Annotated in this window: 21 protein-coding genes; 8 read left to right on the top strand and 13 right to left on the bottom strand. The window is 49.9% G+C overall.

Annotated elements, in window-relative coordinates; genetic code table 11:
- Positions 1-80 precede the first annotated feature (80 nt).
- Both bfd and bfr read left to right on the top strand, forming a co-directional pair.
- The gene (gene bfd / locus J9880_RS09330) at positions 81-275 is read left to right on the top strand and encodes a bacterioferritin-associated ferredoxin (RefSeq protein ID WP_014333588.1); all 195 of its coding nucleotides are present in this window, start codon (positions 81-83) and stop codon (positions 273-275) included.
- Between the two features lie 85 nt (positions 276-360).
- Positions 361-840 (top strand): bacterioferritin, encoded by a 480-nt coding sequence (gene bfr, locus J9880_RS09335; RefSeq protein WP_014333589.1) that lies wholly within the window; start codon positions 361-363, stop codon positions 838-840.
- A gap of 11 nt (positions 841-851) precedes the next feature.
- Here the strand turns inward: bfr and J9880_RS09340 are convergent, their stop codons facing one another.
- From J9880_RS09340 to gspC, 13 genes are read right to left on the bottom strand one after another with little or no spacing between them, the layout of a single operon-like run.
- Positions 852-1,685 carry a prepilin peptidase gene (locus J9880_RS09340; RefSeq protein ID WP_269812098.1) on the bottom strand — a complete coding sequence of 278 codons (834 nt, stop codon included), beginning with the start codon at positions 1,683-1,685 and terminating at the stop codon, positions 852-854.
- A gap of 31 nt (positions 1,686-1,716) precedes the next feature.
- Positions 1,717-2,175, bottom strand: a complete 459-nt coding sequence (gene gspM / locus J9880_RS09345; protein ID WP_095923765.1) for a type II secretion system protein GspM — start codon at positions 2,173-2,175, stop codon at positions 1,717-1,719.
- Positions 2,172-3,347: a type II secretion system protein GspL gene (gene gspL, locus J9880_RS09350; protein ID WP_232770365.1), complete on the bottom strand. Its 1,176-nt coding sequence runs from the start codon at positions 3,345-3,347 to the stop codon at positions 2,172-2,174. The genes gspM and gspL overlap by 4 nt, the downstream gene beginning before the upstream one ends.
- Entirely contained in the window at positions 3,348-4,334 is a 987-nt protein-coding gene (gene gspK, locus J9880_RS09355) for a type II secretion system minor pseudopilin GspK (protein WP_095923763.1), read from the bottom strand.
- The gene (gspJ, locus tag J9880_RS09360) at positions 4,331-5,011 is read right to left on the bottom strand and encodes a type II secretion system minor pseudopilin GspJ (protein WP_232770366.1); all 681 of its coding nucleotides are present in this window, start codon (positions 5,009-5,011) and stop codon (positions 4,331-4,333) included. Before gspJ ends, gspK begins: the two co-directional genes overlap by 4 nt.
- Entirely contained in the window at positions 5,008-5,397 is a 390-nt protein-coding gene (gene gspI / locus J9880_RS09365; protein ID WP_232770367.1) for a type II secretion system minor pseudopilin GspI, read from the bottom strand. Before gspI ends, gspJ begins: the two co-directional genes overlap by 4 nt.
- Positions 5,397-5,636, bottom strand: coding sequence for a hypothetical protein (locus J9880_RS09370; protein WP_232770368.1), 240 nt, complete (start codon positions 5,634-5,636; stop codon positions 5,397-5,399). The genes gspI and J9880_RS09370 overlap by 1 nt, the downstream gene beginning before the upstream one ends.
- A gap of 15 nt (positions 5,637-5,651) precedes the next feature.
- Complete coding sequence (locus tag J9880_RS09375) at positions 5,652-5,918, bottom strand: prepilin-type N-terminal cleavage/methylation domain-containing protein (RefSeq protein WP_232770369.1); 267 nt, start codon at positions 5,916-5,918, stop codon at positions 5,652-5,654.
- A gap of 2 nt (positions 5,919-5,920) precedes the next feature.
- On the bottom strand, positions 5,921-6,376 hold the full coding sequence (gene gspG, locus J9880_RS09380; RefSeq protein WP_119825242.1) for a type II secretion system major pseudopilin GspG: 456 nt from the start codon (positions 6,374-6,376) through the stop codon (positions 5,921-5,923).
- Positions 6,377-6,388: 12 nt separating this feature from the next.
- Entirely contained in the window at positions 6,389-7,606 is a 1,218-nt protein-coding gene (gene gspF, locus J9880_RS09385) for a type II secretion system inner membrane protein GspF (protein ID WP_195817652.1), read from the bottom strand.
- Positions 7,606-9,129: a type II secretion system ATPase GspE gene (gspE, locus tag J9880_RS09390; RefSeq protein WP_131693883.1), complete on the bottom strand. Its 1,524-nt coding sequence runs from the start codon at positions 9,127-9,129 to the stop codon at positions 7,606-7,608. The genes gspF and gspE overlap by 1 nt, the downstream gene beginning before the upstream one ends.
- Positions 9,130-9,132: 3 nt before the next feature.
- Positions 9,133-11,112, bottom strand: a complete 1,980-nt coding sequence (gene gspD, locus J9880_RS09395; RefSeq protein ID WP_119825236.1) for a type II secretion system secretin GspD — start codon at positions 11,110-11,112, stop codon at positions 9,133-9,135.
- Entirely contained in the window at positions 11,096-11,929 is an 834-nt protein-coding gene (gene gspC / locus J9880_RS09400; RefSeq protein ID WP_232770370.1) for a type II secretion system protein GspC, read from the bottom strand. The genes gspD and gspC overlap by 17 nt, the downstream gene beginning before the upstream one ends.
- A 188-nt stretch (positions 11,930-12,117) precedes the next feature.
- On the opposite strand from gspC, the gene J9880_RS09405 reads away from it, so the two are divergent.
- The 6 genes from J9880_RS09405 (at position 12,118) to rplW (ending at position 16,291) form a co-directional block, all read left to right on the top strand.
- Positions 12,118-13,650 carry an ExeA family protein gene (locus J9880_RS09405; RefSeq protein WP_232770371.1) on the top strand — a complete coding sequence of 511 codons (1,533 nt, stop codon included), beginning with the start codon at positions 12,118-12,120 and terminating at the stop codon, positions 13,648-13,650.
- A 7-nt stretch (positions 13,651-13,657) separates the two neighbouring features.
- Positions 13,658-14,161 (top strand): hypothetical protein, encoded by a 504-nt coding sequence (locus J9880_RS09410; RefSeq protein WP_195817655.1) that lies wholly within the window; start codon positions 13,658-13,660, stop codon positions 14,159-14,161.
- Positions 14,162-14,395: 234 nt separating this feature from the next.
- Positions 14,396-14,707, top strand: coding sequence for a 30S ribosomal protein S10 (gene rpsJ / locus J9880_RS09415; protein WP_009639175.1), 312 nt, complete (start codon positions 14,396-14,398; stop codon positions 14,705-14,707).
- Positions 14,708-14,740: 33 nt separating this feature from the next.
- Positions 14,741-15,370 (top strand): 50S ribosomal protein L3, encoded by a 630-nt coding sequence (gene rplC, locus J9880_RS09420; RefSeq protein ID WP_013573687.1) that lies wholly within the window; start codon positions 14,741-14,743, stop codon positions 15,368-15,370.
- Positions 15,371-15,386: 16 nt separating this feature from the next.
- Positions 15,387-15,992: a 50S ribosomal protein L4 gene (rplD, locus tag J9880_RS09425; protein WP_013573688.1), complete on the top strand. Its 606-nt coding sequence runs from the start codon at positions 15,387-15,389 to the stop codon at positions 15,990-15,992.
- Entirely contained in the window at positions 15,989-16,291 is a 303-nt protein-coding gene (gene rplW, locus J9880_RS09430) for a 50S ribosomal protein L23 (RefSeq protein WP_013573689.1), read from the top strand. The genes rplD and rplW overlap by 4 nt, the downstream gene beginning before the upstream one ends.
- The last annotated feature ends 5 nt before the right edge of the window (positions 16,292-16,296 follow it).

The raw sequence follows: 16,296 nt of genomic DNA on the forward strand, positions 1-16,296 counted from the left end.
CAGAAGTATGCAAACTGCATTTGCAATAATAACCATTCTCATTTACAGTTAGGTCAGGTTTTGTTCGAAGTGTGGTCTCTATGTACGTGTGTTTATGCAACAGTGTCAGTGATAAAACGATACGGCAGGCAGTTCGTCGTTATCAGCCTCAGACGTTTCAGCAGCTCAGAAATTTTGTTCCGGTGGGCACGCAGTGCGGTAAGTGTGTCCGTGTCGCGCGGCAGATAATGGAAGATGAATTACAACAGATACCCCAATTCGACAATATCGCCTGAAAATACATCGCTAAAAAGTAGGTGTTTTCTTTGACTTACTCTGAACCGGATCTACGCTTTAGATACCGGAACGGAGGAGTTACCTATGAAAGGCGATAAAAAAGTCATTGCACACCTCAATAAACTTCTTGGAAATGAACTGGTTGCCATCAATCAGTATTTTTTGCATGCCCGTATGTTTAAAAACTGGGGGCTGATGCGCCTCAACGGTATCGAATATCATGAATCCATCGATGAAATGAAGCATGCCGATATCTATATTGAGCGGATCCTGTTCCTGGAAGGCCTTCCTAATTTGCAGGATCTCGGAAAACTCAATATCGGTGAAGATGTTGAGGAAATGCTGAAGTCTGATTTGCTTCTGGAACTGGAAGGCGCGAAAGACTTACGCGAAGGCATTGCTTACGCAGACTCGGTGCATGATTACGTCAGCCGCGATTTAATGATTACTATTCTGGCCGATGAAGAACATCACATCGACTGGCTGGAAACTGAACTGGAATTGATCGGTCGTATCGGTATCCAGAATTACATTCAGTCTCAGCTCAAAGAAGAATCTCAGTAATTTTTGCTGCGTTAACTAAACATCAGCCAGATGGTTCTGCTCTCCTGGCTGATGTAAACCAGCGCACCAGCCAATGCCAGACAAGGACCGAAAGGGATTTGCTCTGACATCTTATAAAGGCCCACACGCACCAGTGCAAAAACGATCCCCGCAAGCGCGGCGAGAATGCACAAATACGGCAACATCTGCCAGCCCACCCAGGCGCCAAGCGCCGCCAGCAGTTTGAAATCGCCGTATCCCATCCCTTCTTTTCCACTGACGATTTTGACTCCCCAGTACAAAACCCAAAGCACCAGATAGCCTGCGACCGCGCCATATAATGCATCCTGAAGTGTTACCTCACCGGAAATCGAATGAATCAATAATCCTGCCCAGAGCAGGGGAAGGGTCAGGCGATCCGGGAGCAGGTAAGTCGCCAGATCAATCAGGCTCAGGGCGAGAAGAAACCAGAACAGCAATAATGCACTCAACAGGCTCAGTGGTGTGGTAAACAGAAAGGAGAGACCCAGAAACATGACGGCACAACCGGCTTCCGTCAGTGGATATCTTTTCGCGATCGGGGCTGCGCAATAATGGCATTTTCCGCGTAACAGCAACCAGCTCAGCACCGGAATATTTTGCCAGTATTGCAGCGGGTGTTTACAGGCCGGACAGTGCGATGCGGGAAGGCTCAGGTTAAAGCCACACTCACCCTGTTGGCCATCATGCTGAATCATCAACGGTAAGCGATAAACGACGACATTGAGAAAGCTGCCCAACAGCAAGCCGAAAATAGCGACACAGGTGTGATAAAACCCACCTGACAAAGATGTGATGTAGTCCATTTGCTGCCAGCCAACAATCATATGAAAATTTCCTGTTGAGGTCATCTGCCCGTTAACGCAGTGTGAGTTGTGGAACACTGACATTTCCGGATTGTCCGCCACCGGTCACTATCGTGATGGCCACGACCTGAATGCCATATTCCTTGTTGAGGATTTCAAGCCAGCGCAGCAGGGTGGAGTAAGGAATTTGTCCCACGCTGAAGGTGACGCCCTGTTCATTCTGTGTCGTTTTTGGCATTTGCAGGGATAAACCGGCCGCTGAGGTGTTGATCGCTTCCGTCAACTTTTCCTTACTCGTTCTCTTTCCGGCAGGTGCACCAAGCCGTTGAGTTTGCTTCACCATCCATTCCAGCTGGTTACGCTGGGTGTTGACCATGACCCGGGATTTGGCGATTTGATTATCGAGGGGGGTTAACAGACCAAACCAGATAAAAGCCATCAATAACAGGCAGGCTGCGATCAGTATCAGCCGTCTTTCACTTTCGCTTTTAAGCATCAACCACTGTTTCATGATTTACTCCGCTGAGTCAGCGTGGCAGTCACGCCTGTTGCCGATGTAGTAAGGTTGGAAACAGCAAAGTGAAAATCATTGGCGGTAATTTTGAGAAAATCATCAATCGCCACGCGGTTATCGGTCGTGATCTGCAATGTGAACTGATTCGTTTTCTGCTGGAAATCCAATTTATCGATGGCGATTTGCGGGACTTGTCCCTGATAAGCCGTGAGTTTTGCCAGCGCAGGCAGAAAGGCTGTGGGCGCTTTTTTCATGTTTTGTTCAAAATAGAATTTCAGGTTGCGGGTGTGCTTGTCCTGAGGGAACGCGCTTTGATGCAGGGTCAGCATCTGGTTTTTCAGCACGGATTCTTGCTGCGACACCTGCCACCATGTGAAAAGTTTGCTGCCGAGAATGAGTACCAGCGTGAATATCACCATACCTGCCGCTATCCGTTGCAGATGACGGCCCCAGGCGGGATCTTCCTCGCGCACGGCAAATTCGCCCTGAAGAAGATTCACGGCGGATGGACAATTATTTTTCATCACAATCAGCGGGTGGGAAGGCGCTTCTGCGTGAACCCAGTCAGGAGGAATCTCCTGATCATGCCCGTAATAGTGCACTACTTCAGGCATTGCGATAGCCAGCAACGTATCAAGTAATACTTGTTCGACCAGACACCCCGAATATTCTGACTGCCGGAGCAGCCATTGATGGTCAAGACGGGCGGCCGACCAGCCTTCCTCAGGCAGAGGGAGCAGTAACGCATCTATATAAACGTGCCTGACTGTCAGGCCGGCATCACGAAAACGGTGTATCCAGTTTCGTAAAAAATCGGCTTCAATACCGGCGGCATACAGTGTTTGCTCCTGACGGTACAGCTCAACCCAATGCAAGGTATCCACATCCGTGGCAATGCTTTCTTCTGTCTGCCAGGCAATCATCTGCCGGGTATTTTTACCCGCACGTTGTGGCACTGTGACCTGACGAAAAATGACTTCACTGGCGGGGATAAGCAGAGAAACGTTCTGTGCCGACGGTTGTGCGGCCAGTTCTGATAAATGCTCAGCGTCTGGTAAAAGATGAATATCCTCATCATTTTCTGCCAGCTCAGTGAACCAGTTAAGTGAGCGTTCTGGCGTACTGCCTGCTCTGATAAACAGCCTGTTGGCCGGTTGACGGTGTTCCATTTACTCAATTACCCGATAGCGTCGCTGATAAATTGTGATTTTTGAATCTTCTGGATTGAAGTGCGCATAACTGCTCATGGTGTTTTGCTGTTCTTCAAAGTGACCCTGTGTGTGCAGAACGAAATACTGGCTGCGCACTGTCAGCAGCGGTTTCAAATCCCCGGTTTGCACGTCGAGAGTCAGCTTTTGTTTTTTAACCTCTTTCAGAAAAGCATCGACAGAGACCCAGCCTCTGCGTGGCCGTACGGCGATTAATTTCATTGCATCGTCCTGATTAATTCCGCCAAGAAATAAGGCGCTCAGCAGGGGAGCCTGCGCTTCGGTCAGCGTATTGACATTGATTTGCTGAGACTCTTCCGGAAGCGCGCAAAGCTGAGTGCGGATCCGCTTCAGGGGCGAAAGAGGCAGGTCTGGCAGTAAAGCCAGTTCATTCATGGAGAAAAGGCGTTGGTTAGCCGCAGCCCGTGGTGGCGTCAGGGTTTCGTAATACTCGGATTCGGCACCGGCGGTACGGGTGTCGTTATCTGTATCCAGATAATCACTGAGGCTGTCGGTGAACCGGTCAATTTCCACGGAAGTTGCCTGTGCATCGAGCAGCAGTTGTTTCAATATCTGCGTATTGTAGGGTTCGTCCTCAAGCTTCGTGTCAGGTTCGTTATTGCGCAGGCTATTGAGGTTGAAGCAGTTTTGGCCATCCGTGACAACATAGTTTACGGAGAAACCGTCTGGTGCGATGAACGTCCCTTCCTGCATGGAAAACTGATCCAGGTTGTTGTTATATGCGTTTTCGGTCAGCTCTTTCCGAAGCCGGGGCAAGGCAATTTCTTCTGCGCCAAGGGTCAGCCAGCGCAACTGCTGCTGGTTGAGTAACCAGCTCTGACGTTGCTGGCTGACCTGAAATTGCAGCGTCATTTTCGCGGCTAATGCCGCCATGATTGCCAGGATCATTAACACGATCAGCAGCGCCACACCTTGTTGCTTATTCATTGTTGAAGCGCCTCCCCGCTCATCGGAACCGGCGTTGCCGAAGTGGGTTCCGTCTGTTCCGGCGCTTTGTCATCGGTATTCGCCTTTGTATCCTCAAGTGCGGCAGGCAGGAGGAACAAACGGCGTATTTCACCCATATCATCCAGCGTGACAACGAGTTCGATAGCGGCAGGAAACGTGGTGGCTTGATCCCATTTGTCAGCCCAGCCGGCAGAAAAGAAACGCCAGTGCAACGTGCGTACGCCGGTCAACATGGTCACGGGAGTGAGCGGTGCGGCATCCGGTAAAGGGGCGGAAGGCAGGGCGCTCGCGCTGCGCTTCAACGCATGATCGATTATGGCCCAATCAACCCGGGATAAATCGCTGGCAGATAAGGGGGTTGCTGCCGGATAACTTCCCAGGGTGGTAAAACGCAGTGAGGTCTCCGTCGCGGATAAGTACGTCTCTTCTTCCTCCGTTTGCCTTGGCAATACCTGGATCAGGTCACGTTCCAGCAGTGAAAACGCCGTCTGGATTTCGTTGAGTCGCGCAGTGTGTTCCTGTGCTATTTCGCTGTTTTTCACTGATGCCGAGAGGATCTGATAGGCCAGTAAGCTGAGCAGGGAAAATATCGCCATCGCAATCATGACTTCTATCAGCGTGAAGCCTTGCTGCCGGGCTGTGCGGTTTTTACTCATGGCTTGTCTGCCGATATCTGAGCCCAGCTGCTGACGGAAAGGAGCGGTGATCGGGCATCTTCAGATTGCTTAACCCGAACACGATTCTGGCGAATTTTATTATCCCGATCAGTGAGTTGCTGTTGATCAACAAACCACTCCTGACCCGCCAGTGTGACGGGTTCTTTTGTTTTCTTTCCGGATTTGATCTGCGCTTCTGCCAGCGTATTTTCGGCGACCCAGCTCCCAAAAAGGCTGGTGCGGAAATGCTCTGCTGCACGCATCTGCGAACTCATACTGTTCAGCAATGCCAGCGCGGCAGTGGCGAAAATAGCGAGTGCGATGATCACCTCAAGCAGAGTCATTCCTTGCTGATTTTTAGCGTCGGGTTTTACCGGGATGCACATTATTTTTCAGGCCTTTTGACAGTGAAAATCAGAGGCAATCGGCCTTCTGAAATGATGCTGCAACAGGCCGGTTCAGACGCTGAAGGGGCGTAGCTAAGTTCAAATACTGAAAGCGTGCCGTCGGGCATAAAAACAATCTGTGGTGGACGGCTGACAGATTTGTTGAGCGGCATCGGAGTCAGGGAAAGGGTTTCTTCTTGCGTAAATTCACCCGTGAGCGGCATACGGGCAGAATCCATCTCTGCCCACTGCGGCTAGCTGGCGTCAGGAATTAACGGCAGCGCGTTACCCAAAATAACAAACCGGTAGGCGCTGCCCGTCAAAGAAAGCCCAAGGGGTTTTCCTTCTAACACGGCACGCTCAGAAGCATATTCCATCATCGCTTTCATTTTCTCAGCGCGCTGGAGTTGGGCGTTGTCAGAAGGTAAAACCATGACAACTACCCCCGCGGCAATGGCGAAGATCGCCAGTACCATCAGGATTTCCAGTAGCGTAAAGCCGGATTGTTTAGCAGCAGACAAGGTTATTGATCCTTCTCAACCCAGTTTTTAATGTCATCTGCCGTGTTCGGTTCACTGTCCGGTCCGGCGGAGAAGACATCGATAGCACCATGTTCACCCGGGCTGAGCAGCATATATTCGTTGCCCCACGGATCGGCAGGTAAGCGTTTGATGTAGCCGTCGTTGCGGTAATTCGCAGGCACCGGGCTAAGCGTAGGTAAGGTTACCAGCGCATCCAGTGTCTGTTCTGTTGTCGGATAGCGGTGGTTATCCAGCTTATACATGTCGAGCGCGTTCTCGAGAGCGACGATATCGCTGACGGCTTTCTGAGTATCGGCCCGCTCTTTATTCCCCATAACATTGGGAACAACCAGAGCGGCCAGAACGCCGAGAATGACGATGACCACCATCAGCTCCATTAAGGTGAAGCCTTGTTGTTTTTTATCCGTCACCGGAAGATTTTTTGAAATGTCTGACATGGGTTTATTCCTTTAACTGACCAGGTTATTGAGCTGGAGGATGGGTTGTAAAATCGACATGATGATGAACAAAACGATGCTCGCCATTGTGACGATCAAAAGGGGTTCAAACAGAGCTAAGGCCATGGAGAGCCGGTGTTGCATCAGCTTGTCCTGATTGTCTGCGGCGTGCGCCATGAGCTCCCCGAGGCGTCCGCTTTGTTCGCCGGAAGCAATCATGTACAGCATCATGGGCGGGAAGAGGCGTGTTTGTTCCAGCACGGCAAACAGCGAGCTGCCCTGACGGACATTTTCTGCCGCCTGTACAAGCAGAGAGTGGATACGCAGGTTGGTTATCCCTTCTGTCGAGATTTTCATCGCGTCCAGTAAAGGGACACCACTTGATTGCAGGATGCTGAGTGTACGGGCATAACGCGCACTGTTTATCGCCCTGATCAGCGGCCCGAAAACGGCAACACTGAGCAACGCAGTATGAAAACGCATAAGGTTGTTTTTACGGCGGAGAACCAGTTTCGCTGCAGCGATTGCCGCAAATATCCCAATGGCTAATAACCACCACGTCCGTTCGAGGAATCCGCTGATGCCGATTAAAATGCGGGTTGTGATGGGCAGCGTATGCTTCATATGAACAAACTGTTCGATGATTTGCGGGACGACGGCCACCAGTAAAATAATAATTACCAGAATGGCGACGATCGTCAGCATCGCCGGATAGATCATAGCCTGCGACAGTTTGCTTTTGATCTGTTGCCGGATTTCATAATAATCCGCCATTTTTTCCAGCACGGACCCGAGTTGTCCGGTGCGTTCCCCGGCGGTGACCAGCGTTCTGAACATCGGGTCAAAGATGCGGGGGAAATCAGCCAGCGCATCGGCAAGCGTATGTCCTTCCACCACTTTGTGACGAATGGCGGTGAGTACCTGCGTGAGTCCGGCGTGCTCTGTTTGTCGGGCGATAACTGCCAGGGCTGCCTCAACGGGCAGGGCTGCGTTGGTTAATGTCGCAAGCTGACGTGAAAACAAGGAGACCGCATGAGAAGGGACGCGGGTTTTTAAACCTTTGCTTTTCATCTTGCTGGCTGTCAGCGAGTTGCCGACCTGCTTTATGTCGAGCAGCGTTAAACCCCGCTCCCGCACCATCTGGCGTGCCTGACGAAGATTGTCGGCTTCTATTACGCCACGTTGCGTCTTGCCCGCCACGGAGGTAGCATGGAAGGAGAAGCGGCTCATCAGACAGGGCTCCCTGTCGTCATCTCATGTTCCGCAGTGACCCTGATGACTTCTTCCAGCGTTGTTTCGCCGCTGATGGTTTTAAGCAGACCATTTTCCCGCAGGCTTCGGGCTGTTTTGCGATGAATATTCTCAATGGAAAATTCATCCTGATTTTCATGAATGGCCTGGCGGATGGCATTATCGACAACCATGCATTCGTGTATCGCTGCCCGGCCCTTGTAACCCGTAAAATGACACTGTGCGCATCCCACGGCTTTAAAAACGGCGACCGGTGGTTCAGGTAAAAAGTGGAACAAAGGAATGTGGGAGATATCCAGCGGCGCTGGCTGAGCACAATGTGGACACAGACGCCGAACAAGACGCTGAGCTACCACCCCCAGCAATGACGAGGCGAGGAGGAAAGGCTCCAGTCCCATATCACGCAGACGGGTAATGGCACCGACGGCACTGTTGGTGTGCAACGTTGACATGACCAGATGGCCGGTCAGTGACGCCTGTACGGCAATCTGAGCGGTTTCGTTGTCGCGGATCTCACCCACCATCACCACATCCGGATCCTGACGTAAAATCGCCCGCAGTCCGAGAGCAAAGGTCATTTCCACGCGCGGGTTAACCTGAGTCTGACCCACGCCTTCCAGTTCATACTCGATCGGGTCTTCTACGGTAAGAATGTTGCGCTCGTTATTGTTCAGTGCAGAAAGCACCGCATAGAGCGTCGTACTTTTACCGGAACCGGTCGGTCCGGTGACCAGAATGATGCCATGAGGTTTATGGATTAATGCGGTGAGCTGTTGCTCATCCTGTGGAGAAAGGCCAAGTTGCGGGATATCAAGGCATAAATTATTTTTATCCAGCAGACGCATTACCACACGCTCACCGTATTGAGCCGGGATCGTCGACACGCGAATATCAATTGCACGGTGACCGATACGCAACGAAATGCGCCCGTCCTGAGGTAACCGCTTTTCGGCGATATCCAGTTTTGCCATGACCTTGATACGGGATACCAGAAACGGAGCCAGCTTGCGGGCTGGCTGCAGGATCTGACGCAAGACGCCATCGATCCGGAACCGGATGCTAAGCATGCGTTCGAAGGTTTCGATATGAATATCTGAAGCCCCTTCTTTTACCGCTTCGGAGAGCACCGCATTAATCAGACGGATAATCGGTGAGTTTTCGTCGCTGGCCAGCAAGTCTTCGTTATCCGGCAGATCTTCAGACAAGGACAGAAGGTCGACTTCATTATCAAGGTCATCAATAATTTGCTGGGAGGCTCCGCTGCTCCGCTGGTAGGTAGCCGATAACTTTTCATCGAAAAGGGGAGTCTCCACGATTTCAATTGCCGTGATTTCCCCCAGGACACGACGTGCTTCAAGCAGCGTTTCCACCGAGATGTCCTGGCGGCAAAAAAGCACGTTATCAACCAGCGTAATGCCCTTTTGTTTGGCATAGGCGTACGGCAGAACAGGGGTGATCTGTTCTGGTTCCGGGGTCTGTTGCAATTCGTTGTCCCTGTTCATTGCTTATCCGCTAAACGGGTTACGAGGTCTGCCGTCATCTGGCGCAGCCGAAATGGACGTTTTGGGCGCAGGATTTTCCGGATAATCCGGTAAAACAGAACGGGTATTTGGTGTGAGCAGATCCTGATGATCCTCATCCTGCCGTTTTTTCTGCAGCTTTTGGAAATGGGAGTATTTCTTATTGGAAATCGAAGAATACACCTCATCATCACGAATAATGGTCGGCCGGATAAACACCATCAGGTTACGTTTTGCTGATTCCGTGCTGGTATAGCGGAACAAATTACCGACCCATGGAATGTCACCCAGCAGCGGCACTTTGGATTTGGTTTCTTTGGTACTGTCATCCAGCAAGCCGCCAAGCACGACGGTTTCCCCGGTGCGAACCAGCACGGCGTTGGAAATGGTGCGGGTATTGAAGGTCGGACCCAGCGATGAATTGGTTGAGGTATCGACACTGGATACTTCCTGTTCGATTTCCATCAGAACCGAATCACCTTCGTTAATCTGCGGCGTGACTTTCAATTTGGTACCGACGGTTTTGTAAACCACACTGCTATAGATGTTGTCGCCGGCTGTGGTTTGCGAACCCGAGAGGGAAGGGACTTCCTGACCGACATTGAACGAGGCTTCTTTATTATCGAGTGTGACAATGCTTGGCGTGGCAAGAATGTCGTTTTTATTGCTGGTGGATAACGCGGTCATTAAGACATTCCAGTCGCCGCTGAAGAAACCTGCCGTCATGCCGTTGAAGGTTTGCAGGGTGCTGCTGAGCGGATTATCACTGCTGATAACGCCGTCTTTTTTGTACTGACGTACGCCTGACGCAACCGTTGATATCGGTGCGCCGGTGCCGGTGAATTGTGTTCCGCCAAACTTGTCGTTGCTCCATTGGATCCCAAGATTGAGTCCGTTACCATCCTGTACTTCAACAATAATGGCTTCGACTAATACCTGCGCACGGCGGATATCAAGTTTGGTGATGACCTGCTCGAGTGACTGCATGACATCCTGCTGAGCCGTAATCACAATGGAATTGGTTTGTTCATCTGCGGTGATGCTCATCGGCTTATTAGAGGCGCTCGAAGACTGAGTTGTTTTGCCTTCTTGCATTTCCTGAGTGATGCCGGTTAGCACGGGAACGATTTTCTCCGCTTTGGCATATTTCAGATAGAAAACACGCGTGTTGCCCTGAGATGACTGGTCTTTATCCAGCTGACTCACCAGTTTTGCTGCGCGGCTGCGCACGCTTTCTGGTCCGCTGATGATTAAGGTATTGGTTCTCTCATCCGCGACGATTTTGGCTTGTAATATGGACGACGATTGCCCTTTGGATTCCTCACGGACCAGGTTGTTCATCATCTCGGCCATTTCGGGCGCAGAGGCATATTTGAGTTTGATGGTCTGTCTCTGCTGATCGCCCATCGTGTCAACGCGTTCGACCAGATCAATAAGACGGTTGACCACAGACGCACGGCCGGTGAGCAGCAAAACATTCGAGGGTTCGTAGTGAACGACATTGCCCACACCGGTACTGTCATTCATCTGGCGAAGCAAAGGAGCCAATTCCCGGACCGGCACATTACGAAGTGTCACCACGCGGGTGACGATCTCATCTCCCTTTCCCGGTCGGTTTTTGTCCGCTACGGGGACGCCTGACATCTTGGCATTGGCGGAACGTACAACTTTAAGCAGTCCGTTATCCATAGGAACCACTGCAAAACCATAGACATCCAGAACACTCAGAAAGAACTGGTAGTACTGCTCTTCATTTAAAACATCATAGCTTTTGACAGAAACAGTCCCCTGCACGGACGGATCGATAAGGATAGTTTTATTGAGATTCCTGCTGACCGTATCAATAAACTCTTTAATATCCGTGCCCTTAAAGCTCGCAGTAAATTCTTCCGCATGGACAATCCCCGGAAGGGTAGCAAATAATATGCATGCCTTTACTAAGAGAGGGTTAATGAACTTCTTCATGACTTTCTGTATCCAACGATGTTTCGATAGTGGCTAAATTTATATAGATATTCTGAAGTTGATTCTCTCTCAGAACGGTAAGTTGTACATCTCTCAGACTTTCCAGTTGTTCAATGTATTTTTCTGCGGTTGTGATGTCGTCGAGAGCTTGTCCGTTTATTTTCGTGACAACCTCATCAGGAATAAGTCCCGTTCTAAGATAAATAGTACTGCCCGTTCTGGGATTAAACCTATAACCTGTAAGTTTCTCATCTTTGTATATGGGGTTGGCAACTAAATAATGCATTAAGTATTTTGCATGTTCTATTTTTACCTTTTTATTCCTCGGTTCAGCAGGTTTACTATCTCTTAATTTATCATTAAGGTATAAAGCTGCTATTCCCTTGGGGGTGCGTATTAATACCTCATCAGGTTTGACTGACTGGAGGTAGGCATTTCCCAAATCAGCAATTTTCTCGCCTTCGCGATAAGTGTGCTGACCTGAAGGGCCTTGCAGTATAGCCAGAGAGCGCCTGCTGTCGCTGCTTGCCAGTACGCCTTTGAGGAACAACGGCAGTTTAACGTTCTCCACAGCAGGTCGCGCGGGCTGTTTTATCTCAGGTTTTTTTCGATTCTCGAAAAGCGTACCGGGTATATTTGTCATGGCTTGTCCACGTTGAGACGGCGGGTGCAACGCCTCATTCTTTGTGCTGTCATTCATCGCCAGCATGAATATGCTTGAGCAACAAATCATTGCACAGGTGAATATAATTGCGATAAATATTGCCATCTTCAATGATACCTTTGGCCAATACCCTTTAATCTTGATGGCATACATGCGTTGAATCATTCCTTTGCACTTTCATTATTCCTGTGGGTTACATATTAGGCTATATTATACGCAGAAAAACATTGATGCACATTAATACATGTTCAATATGAATGAGGTTGTGTTTCTTGATTTTCAGACTGACTCCTCTTTCGGGTTCTTGTATTTATCAACATTCATCGAATGTGTAAATGGTTATGGAAATTGGCATGTACTGTGATTACTTTAAATTTATCACCCACCCTTTTGGGGACGGTAATTATTTCAATAATATACGTTTGTTGGCCGCTCAGGATTTTATTCTGCAGAAGTTAAACCAGGGCGGTATTGCGATTATCAGTGGAAATAAAGGTGTTGGGAAAACGCGTCTGGCTCATGAAATTGCCAGACAGAGCCAACGCCAGATCCTGAGCTTAAGTGCCGCGTCGGTGAATGGCGCCGACAGTGAAAGCCTGGGACAGTTGTTAGCATGCTGTTTTCATTTGAAAAAATGGAGAACGTTGCCAGCGTCGATTCTGCCTCTGCGCATTGCAGAATCTTTTGACCAAAATACGGATTCGGCTCAGCCCTGGCTGGTTGTTGTGGACAATGCTGAAAATCTGTCTGCAGAAAGCTATGAATTTTTGAAAACATTCAAAAGCTATCCGCAATCTTCCCGCGTCTCGTTCCTGCTAGTTGAAGAACGCAAGGGGAGTACCCGTGAGGGTAAGCGCCGACAGATGCTGCTTCCGCATACGGATTATCATCTGCTTCCAATGAGCTTTGCCGAAACCACCGAATATCTGTCACAGCGGTTGCAAACAGCCGGAGAAGATCCGGTCCCGATCCACGGGCCGGTGGCCAGACTGCTGCAGAATGCTTCGGGGGGACGGATCCAATTGATGAATGAACTGGCGGCGGATTCGCTTAACAGTGCTTATGCAGAAAAAACACCGTCAGTCACCTACCGGCAGATGAAGCTCTGTATTGAGGCTCGTGGATTGAAGCCGGGCAGAAAAAAATGCCTCACGCTGCTGATCGCCTGCTACATGCTTTTTGGCGGCGTTCTGGGGTGGACTTATTTCAACTATGCAAAACCCTATCTCCCGATGCCATTAACCCTTTCTGAAAAACTGCATGAAATCCCGGCAGGGGCGAAAACACTTAATGATGTTGGCAGTAATGAGCGTCATGGCATGCGTCAGCTCTTCCAGGTATGGGGGTATGACGTTTCCCCAGATGATGCGTTTTGTGATCAGGCTGCACGGGCACAGCTTACCTGCAAGAAGGGCACGGCCATACTCGATACCTTAACGGAAGAAGGGATCCCCTGGCTGAGTCCGATTACTGTTGATGGGCAGACTGTTTACGCTACCGTGGTGAAAGTGACAGATGAGTCGTTAGATATTCTCATTAAAGGCGATACGTGGACGGTCCAGCGCAGCTGGTTCGATAGCGTGTGGGCCGGCGAATATATCCAGTTAATACCCCAGACACCGAGCGGGAAGAGCGTCATCAACAATACCAGCTCCGAAGCGGATACCGCCTGGCTGGATATGACCCTCAGCAAGATACTTAACCTGCCATTCAGTAAAACGGGGCGGTGGGATAACGATTTGATCGGAAAAATCAAAACATTCCAGCAACGGGAAGATCTGGTTGTTGATGGAAGGGTAGGTAAAGGCACCCTGATGCAAATCGCTAAACGTACAGGCAACATGCCTGTGCTGATTACAAAAGAAGATCTCTAGGTTAAAAATGCAAAACATCCACTTATCGGCTTACACAAGCCACTTGAACAAACAAAAGGTGAAGGTAGCTGTCCGTCGTTCGCTCAGGAAAAGTTTTTACTGCCTGGTGTTTAGTAGCATTTGTTTGGTTCTGGGCGGGCTGGCGGGTTCCTATCTCCACCTGACTTACCTCAACTGGAAAAGCCATCGGGTAGCCGTCAGCGAAGTGTCCCACCTTCCGTATAAACAATCTCCTTTGCACTATATCTATAAGAACAGGACGCTGCCGGCAGTGAGCCAAACTGCCTATATAGATGACAATGCAACGCCTGAAGATGAAATGCCCGCTGAGGCTGAAGACCCGGCAGAAACGTCAGCTATGGAAAATGACGTCCCTGAAGACGCCGCTGCAGATGAAAGTGATGACAGTCAAAACATGGCGTTAGAAGAAAAGAGCCCGGACATGCCATTGCAGGACTGGTTGAATAAGGCAATGCAGGAACAGCAACAAGAAGAGAAGAGCGCAAAATAAAAGCATTTTCTTTGTGGTTCGGATTGCTTCTTGCTGGTGTTTAAGTATAATGCGCGGGCTTACCTAATCTTGGTAGGTCTGATTCATTGAGAATCAGCTGGCCGATAAGTTTACTTGCCGGTCAACAATACTCCCGATATGGGGGTTATGTGAAGAACGATTACACTCTCCCATCAATCGAAATGGGTTTGAGGAGTAATCATTTACGTTTAAAATAATTGGAGCTCTGGTCTCATGCAGAACCAAAGAATCCGTATCCGCCTGAAAGCGTTTGATCATCGTCTGATCGATCAATCAACTGCGGAAATCGTTGAGACTGCGAAGCGCACTGGTGCGCAAGTTCGTGGTCCAATCCCGCTGCCGACCCGCAAAGAGCGCTTTACCATTCTGATTTCTCCGCACGTCAATAAAGATGCGCGCGATCAGTATGAGATTCGCACTCACAAGCGTCTGGTTGACATCGTTGAGCCAACCGAGAAAACCGTTGATGCTCTGATGCGTCTGGATCTGGCTGCTGGTGTAGACGTGCAGATCAGCCTGGGTTAATCAGGGTCATTGAGCGATTGAGAGGTTGAAACAATGATTGGTTTAGTCGGTAAGAAAGTGGGTATGACTCGTATCTTCACTGAAGATGGCGTTTCTATCCCTGTAACCGTTATCGAAATTGAAGCAAACCGCGTTACTCAGGTCAAAGACCTGGACAACGACGGTTACCGCGCTGTGCAGGTTACTACTGGTAGCAAAAAAGCTAACCGTGTAACCAAACCAGAAGCGGGTCACTTCGCTAAAGCTGGCGTAGAAGCTGGCCGCGGTCTGTGGGAATTCCGCCTTGCAGAAGGTGAAGAGTTCACTGCAGGTCAGAACATTAGCGTTGAAATTTTCGCAGACGTTAAGAAAGTTGATGTTACCGGTACTTCTAAAGGTAAAGGTTTTGCTGGCACAGTTAAGCGCTGGAATTTCCGTACCCAAGACGCTACCCACGGTAACTCCTTGTCTCACCGCGTTCCGGGTTCTATCGGTCAGAACCAGACTCCGGGCAAAGTGTTCAAAGGCAAGAAAATGGCAGGCCAACTGGGTAACGAGCGTGTAACCGTTCAAAGCCTGGACGTAGTACGTGTTGACGCTGAGCGCAACCTGCTGCTGGTCAAGGGTGCTGTTCCGGGTGCTACCGGTGGCAACCTGATCGTTAAACCTGCTGTTAAGGCTTAACGTCGAGGAGATAGGAATGGAATTAGTAGTGAAAGACGCGCAGAGCGCGCTGACTGTTTCCGAAACTACCTTCGGGCGTGATTTCAATGAAGCGCTGGTACACCAGGTCGTTGTTGCTTATGCAGCAGGTGCCCGTCAAGGTACTCGCGCTCAGAAGACCCGTGCTGAAGTAACCGGTTCCGGTAAAAAACCTTGGCGTCAGAAAGGTACTGGCCGTGCGCGTTCAGGTTCTGTAAAGAGCCCGATCTGGCGTTCCGGTGGTGTAACCTTCGCTGCAAAGCCACAGGACCACAGTCAAAAAGTAAATAAAAAGATGTACCGCGGCGCGCTGAAAAGCATCCTGTCCGAACTGGTACGTCAAGATCGTTTGATCGTTGTCGAGACGTTCTCTGTAGAAGCGCCTAAAACTAAGCTGCTGGCACAGAAACTGAAAGACATGGCTCTGGAAGACGTGCTGATTGTAACTGGCGAAGTCGACGAGAATCTGTTCCTGGCCGCACGTAACCTGTACAAGGTTGACGTTCGTGATGTAGCAGGTATCGATCCAGTAAGCCTGATCGCCTTCGACAAAGTAGTTATGACTGCTGACGCTGTGAAGCAAGTTGAGGAGATGCTGGCATGATTCGTGAAGAACGTCTGCTGAAAGTGCTGCGCGCGCCGCACGTTTCTGAAAAAGCGTCTACTGCGATGGAAAAGAACAACACCATCGTTCTCAAAGTTGCCAAAGACGCGACTAAAGCGGAAATCAAAGCTGCGGTTTCGAAACTGTTTGAAGTCGAAGTCGAAGATGTGAACACCTTGCTGGTTAAAGGCAAAGTTAAACGTCACGGTCAGCGTGTTGGTCGTCGTAGCGACTGGAAAAAAGCTTACGTAACCCTGAAAGAAGGCCAGAATCTGGACTTCATCAGCGGCGCTGAGTAAGTCGG

This window comes from Rahnella victoriana (genome assembly GCF_021276285.1).
In the GTDB taxonomy this organism is placed as follows: Bacteria; Pseudomonadota; Gammaproteobacteria; order Enterobacterales; family Enterobacteriaceae; genus Rahnella; species Rahnella victoriana.

Excerpts from the sequence above, each read along its gene's own strand:
- gspF (WP_195817652.1), bottom strand. The coding sequence starts at position 7,606 with ATGAGCCGCTTCTCCTTCCATGCTACCTCCGTGGCGGGCAAGACGCAA.
- gspI (WP_232770367.1), bottom strand. The coding sequence starts at position 5,397 with ATGTGCATCCCGGTAAAACCCGACGCTAAAAATCAGCAAGGAATGACT.
- J9880_RS09370 (WP_232770368.1), bottom strand. The coding sequence starts at position 5,636 with ATGGATTCTGCCCGTATGCCGCTCACGGGTGAATTTACGCAAGAAGAA.
- gspG (WP_119825242.1), bottom strand. The coding sequence starts at position 6,376 with ATGTCAGACATTTCAAAAAATCTTCCGGTGACGGATAAAAAACAACAA.
- gspD (WP_119825236.1), bottom strand. The coding sequence starts at position 11,112 with ATGAAGAAGTTCATTAACCCTCTCTTAGTAAAGGCATGCATATTATTT.
- rplW (WP_013573689.1), top strand. The coding sequence starts at position 15,989 with ATGATTCGTGAAGAACGTCTGCTGAAAGTGCTGCGCGCGCCGCACGTT.
- J9880_RS09410 (WP_195817655.1), top strand. The coding sequence starts at position 13,658 with ATGCAAAACATCCACTTATCGGCTTACACAAGCCACTTGAACAAACAA.
- gspJ (WP_232770366.1), bottom strand. The coding sequence starts at position 5,011 with ATGAGTAAAAACCGCACAGCCCGGCAGCAAGGCTTCACGCTGATAGAA.
- bfd (WP_014333588.1), top strand. The coding sequence starts at position 81 with ATGTACGTGTGTTTATGCAACAGTGTCAGTGATAAAACGATACGGCAG.
- bfr (WP_014333589.1), top strand. The coding sequence starts at position 361 with ATGAAAGGCGATAAAAAAGTCATTGCACACCTCAATAAACTTCTTGGA.
- gspK (WP_095923763.1), bottom strand. The coding sequence starts at position 4,334 with ATGAATAAGCAACAAGGTGTGGCGCTGCTGATCGTGTTAATGATCCTG.
- J9880_RS09405 (WP_232770371.1), top strand. The coding sequence starts at position 12,118 with ATGGAAATTGGCATGTACTGTGATTACTTTAAATTTATCACCCACCCT.
- rplD (WP_013573688.1), top strand. The coding sequence starts at position 15,387 with ATGGAATTAGTAGTGAAAGACGCGCAGAGCGCGCTGACTGTTTCCGAA.
- rplC (WP_013573687.1), top strand. The coding sequence starts at position 14,741 with ATGATTGGTTTAGTCGGTAAGAAAGTGGGTATGACTCGTATCTTCACT.
- rpsJ (WP_009639175.1), top strand. The coding sequence starts at position 14,396 with ATGCAGAACCAAAGAATCCGTATCCGCCTGAAAGCGTTTGATCATCGT.
- gspL (WP_232770365.1), bottom strand. The coding sequence starts at position 3,347 with ATGGAACACCGTCAACCGGCCAACAGGCTGTTTATCAGAGCAGGCAGT.
- gspC (WP_232770370.1), bottom strand. The coding sequence starts at position 11,929 with ATGTATGCCATCAAGATTAAAGGGTATTGGCCAAAGGTATCATTGAAG.
- gspM (WP_095923765.1), bottom strand. The coding sequence starts at position 2,175 with ATGAAACAGTGGTTGATGCTTAAAAGCGAAAGTGAAAGACGGCTGATA.
- J9880_RS09340 (WP_269812098.1), bottom strand. The coding sequence starts at position 1,685 with ATGATTGTTGGCTGGCAGCAAATGGACTACATCACATCTTTGTCAGGT.
- gspE (WP_131693883.1), bottom strand. The coding sequence starts at position 9,129 with ATGAACAGGGACAACGAATTGCAACAGACCCCGGAACCAGAACAGATC.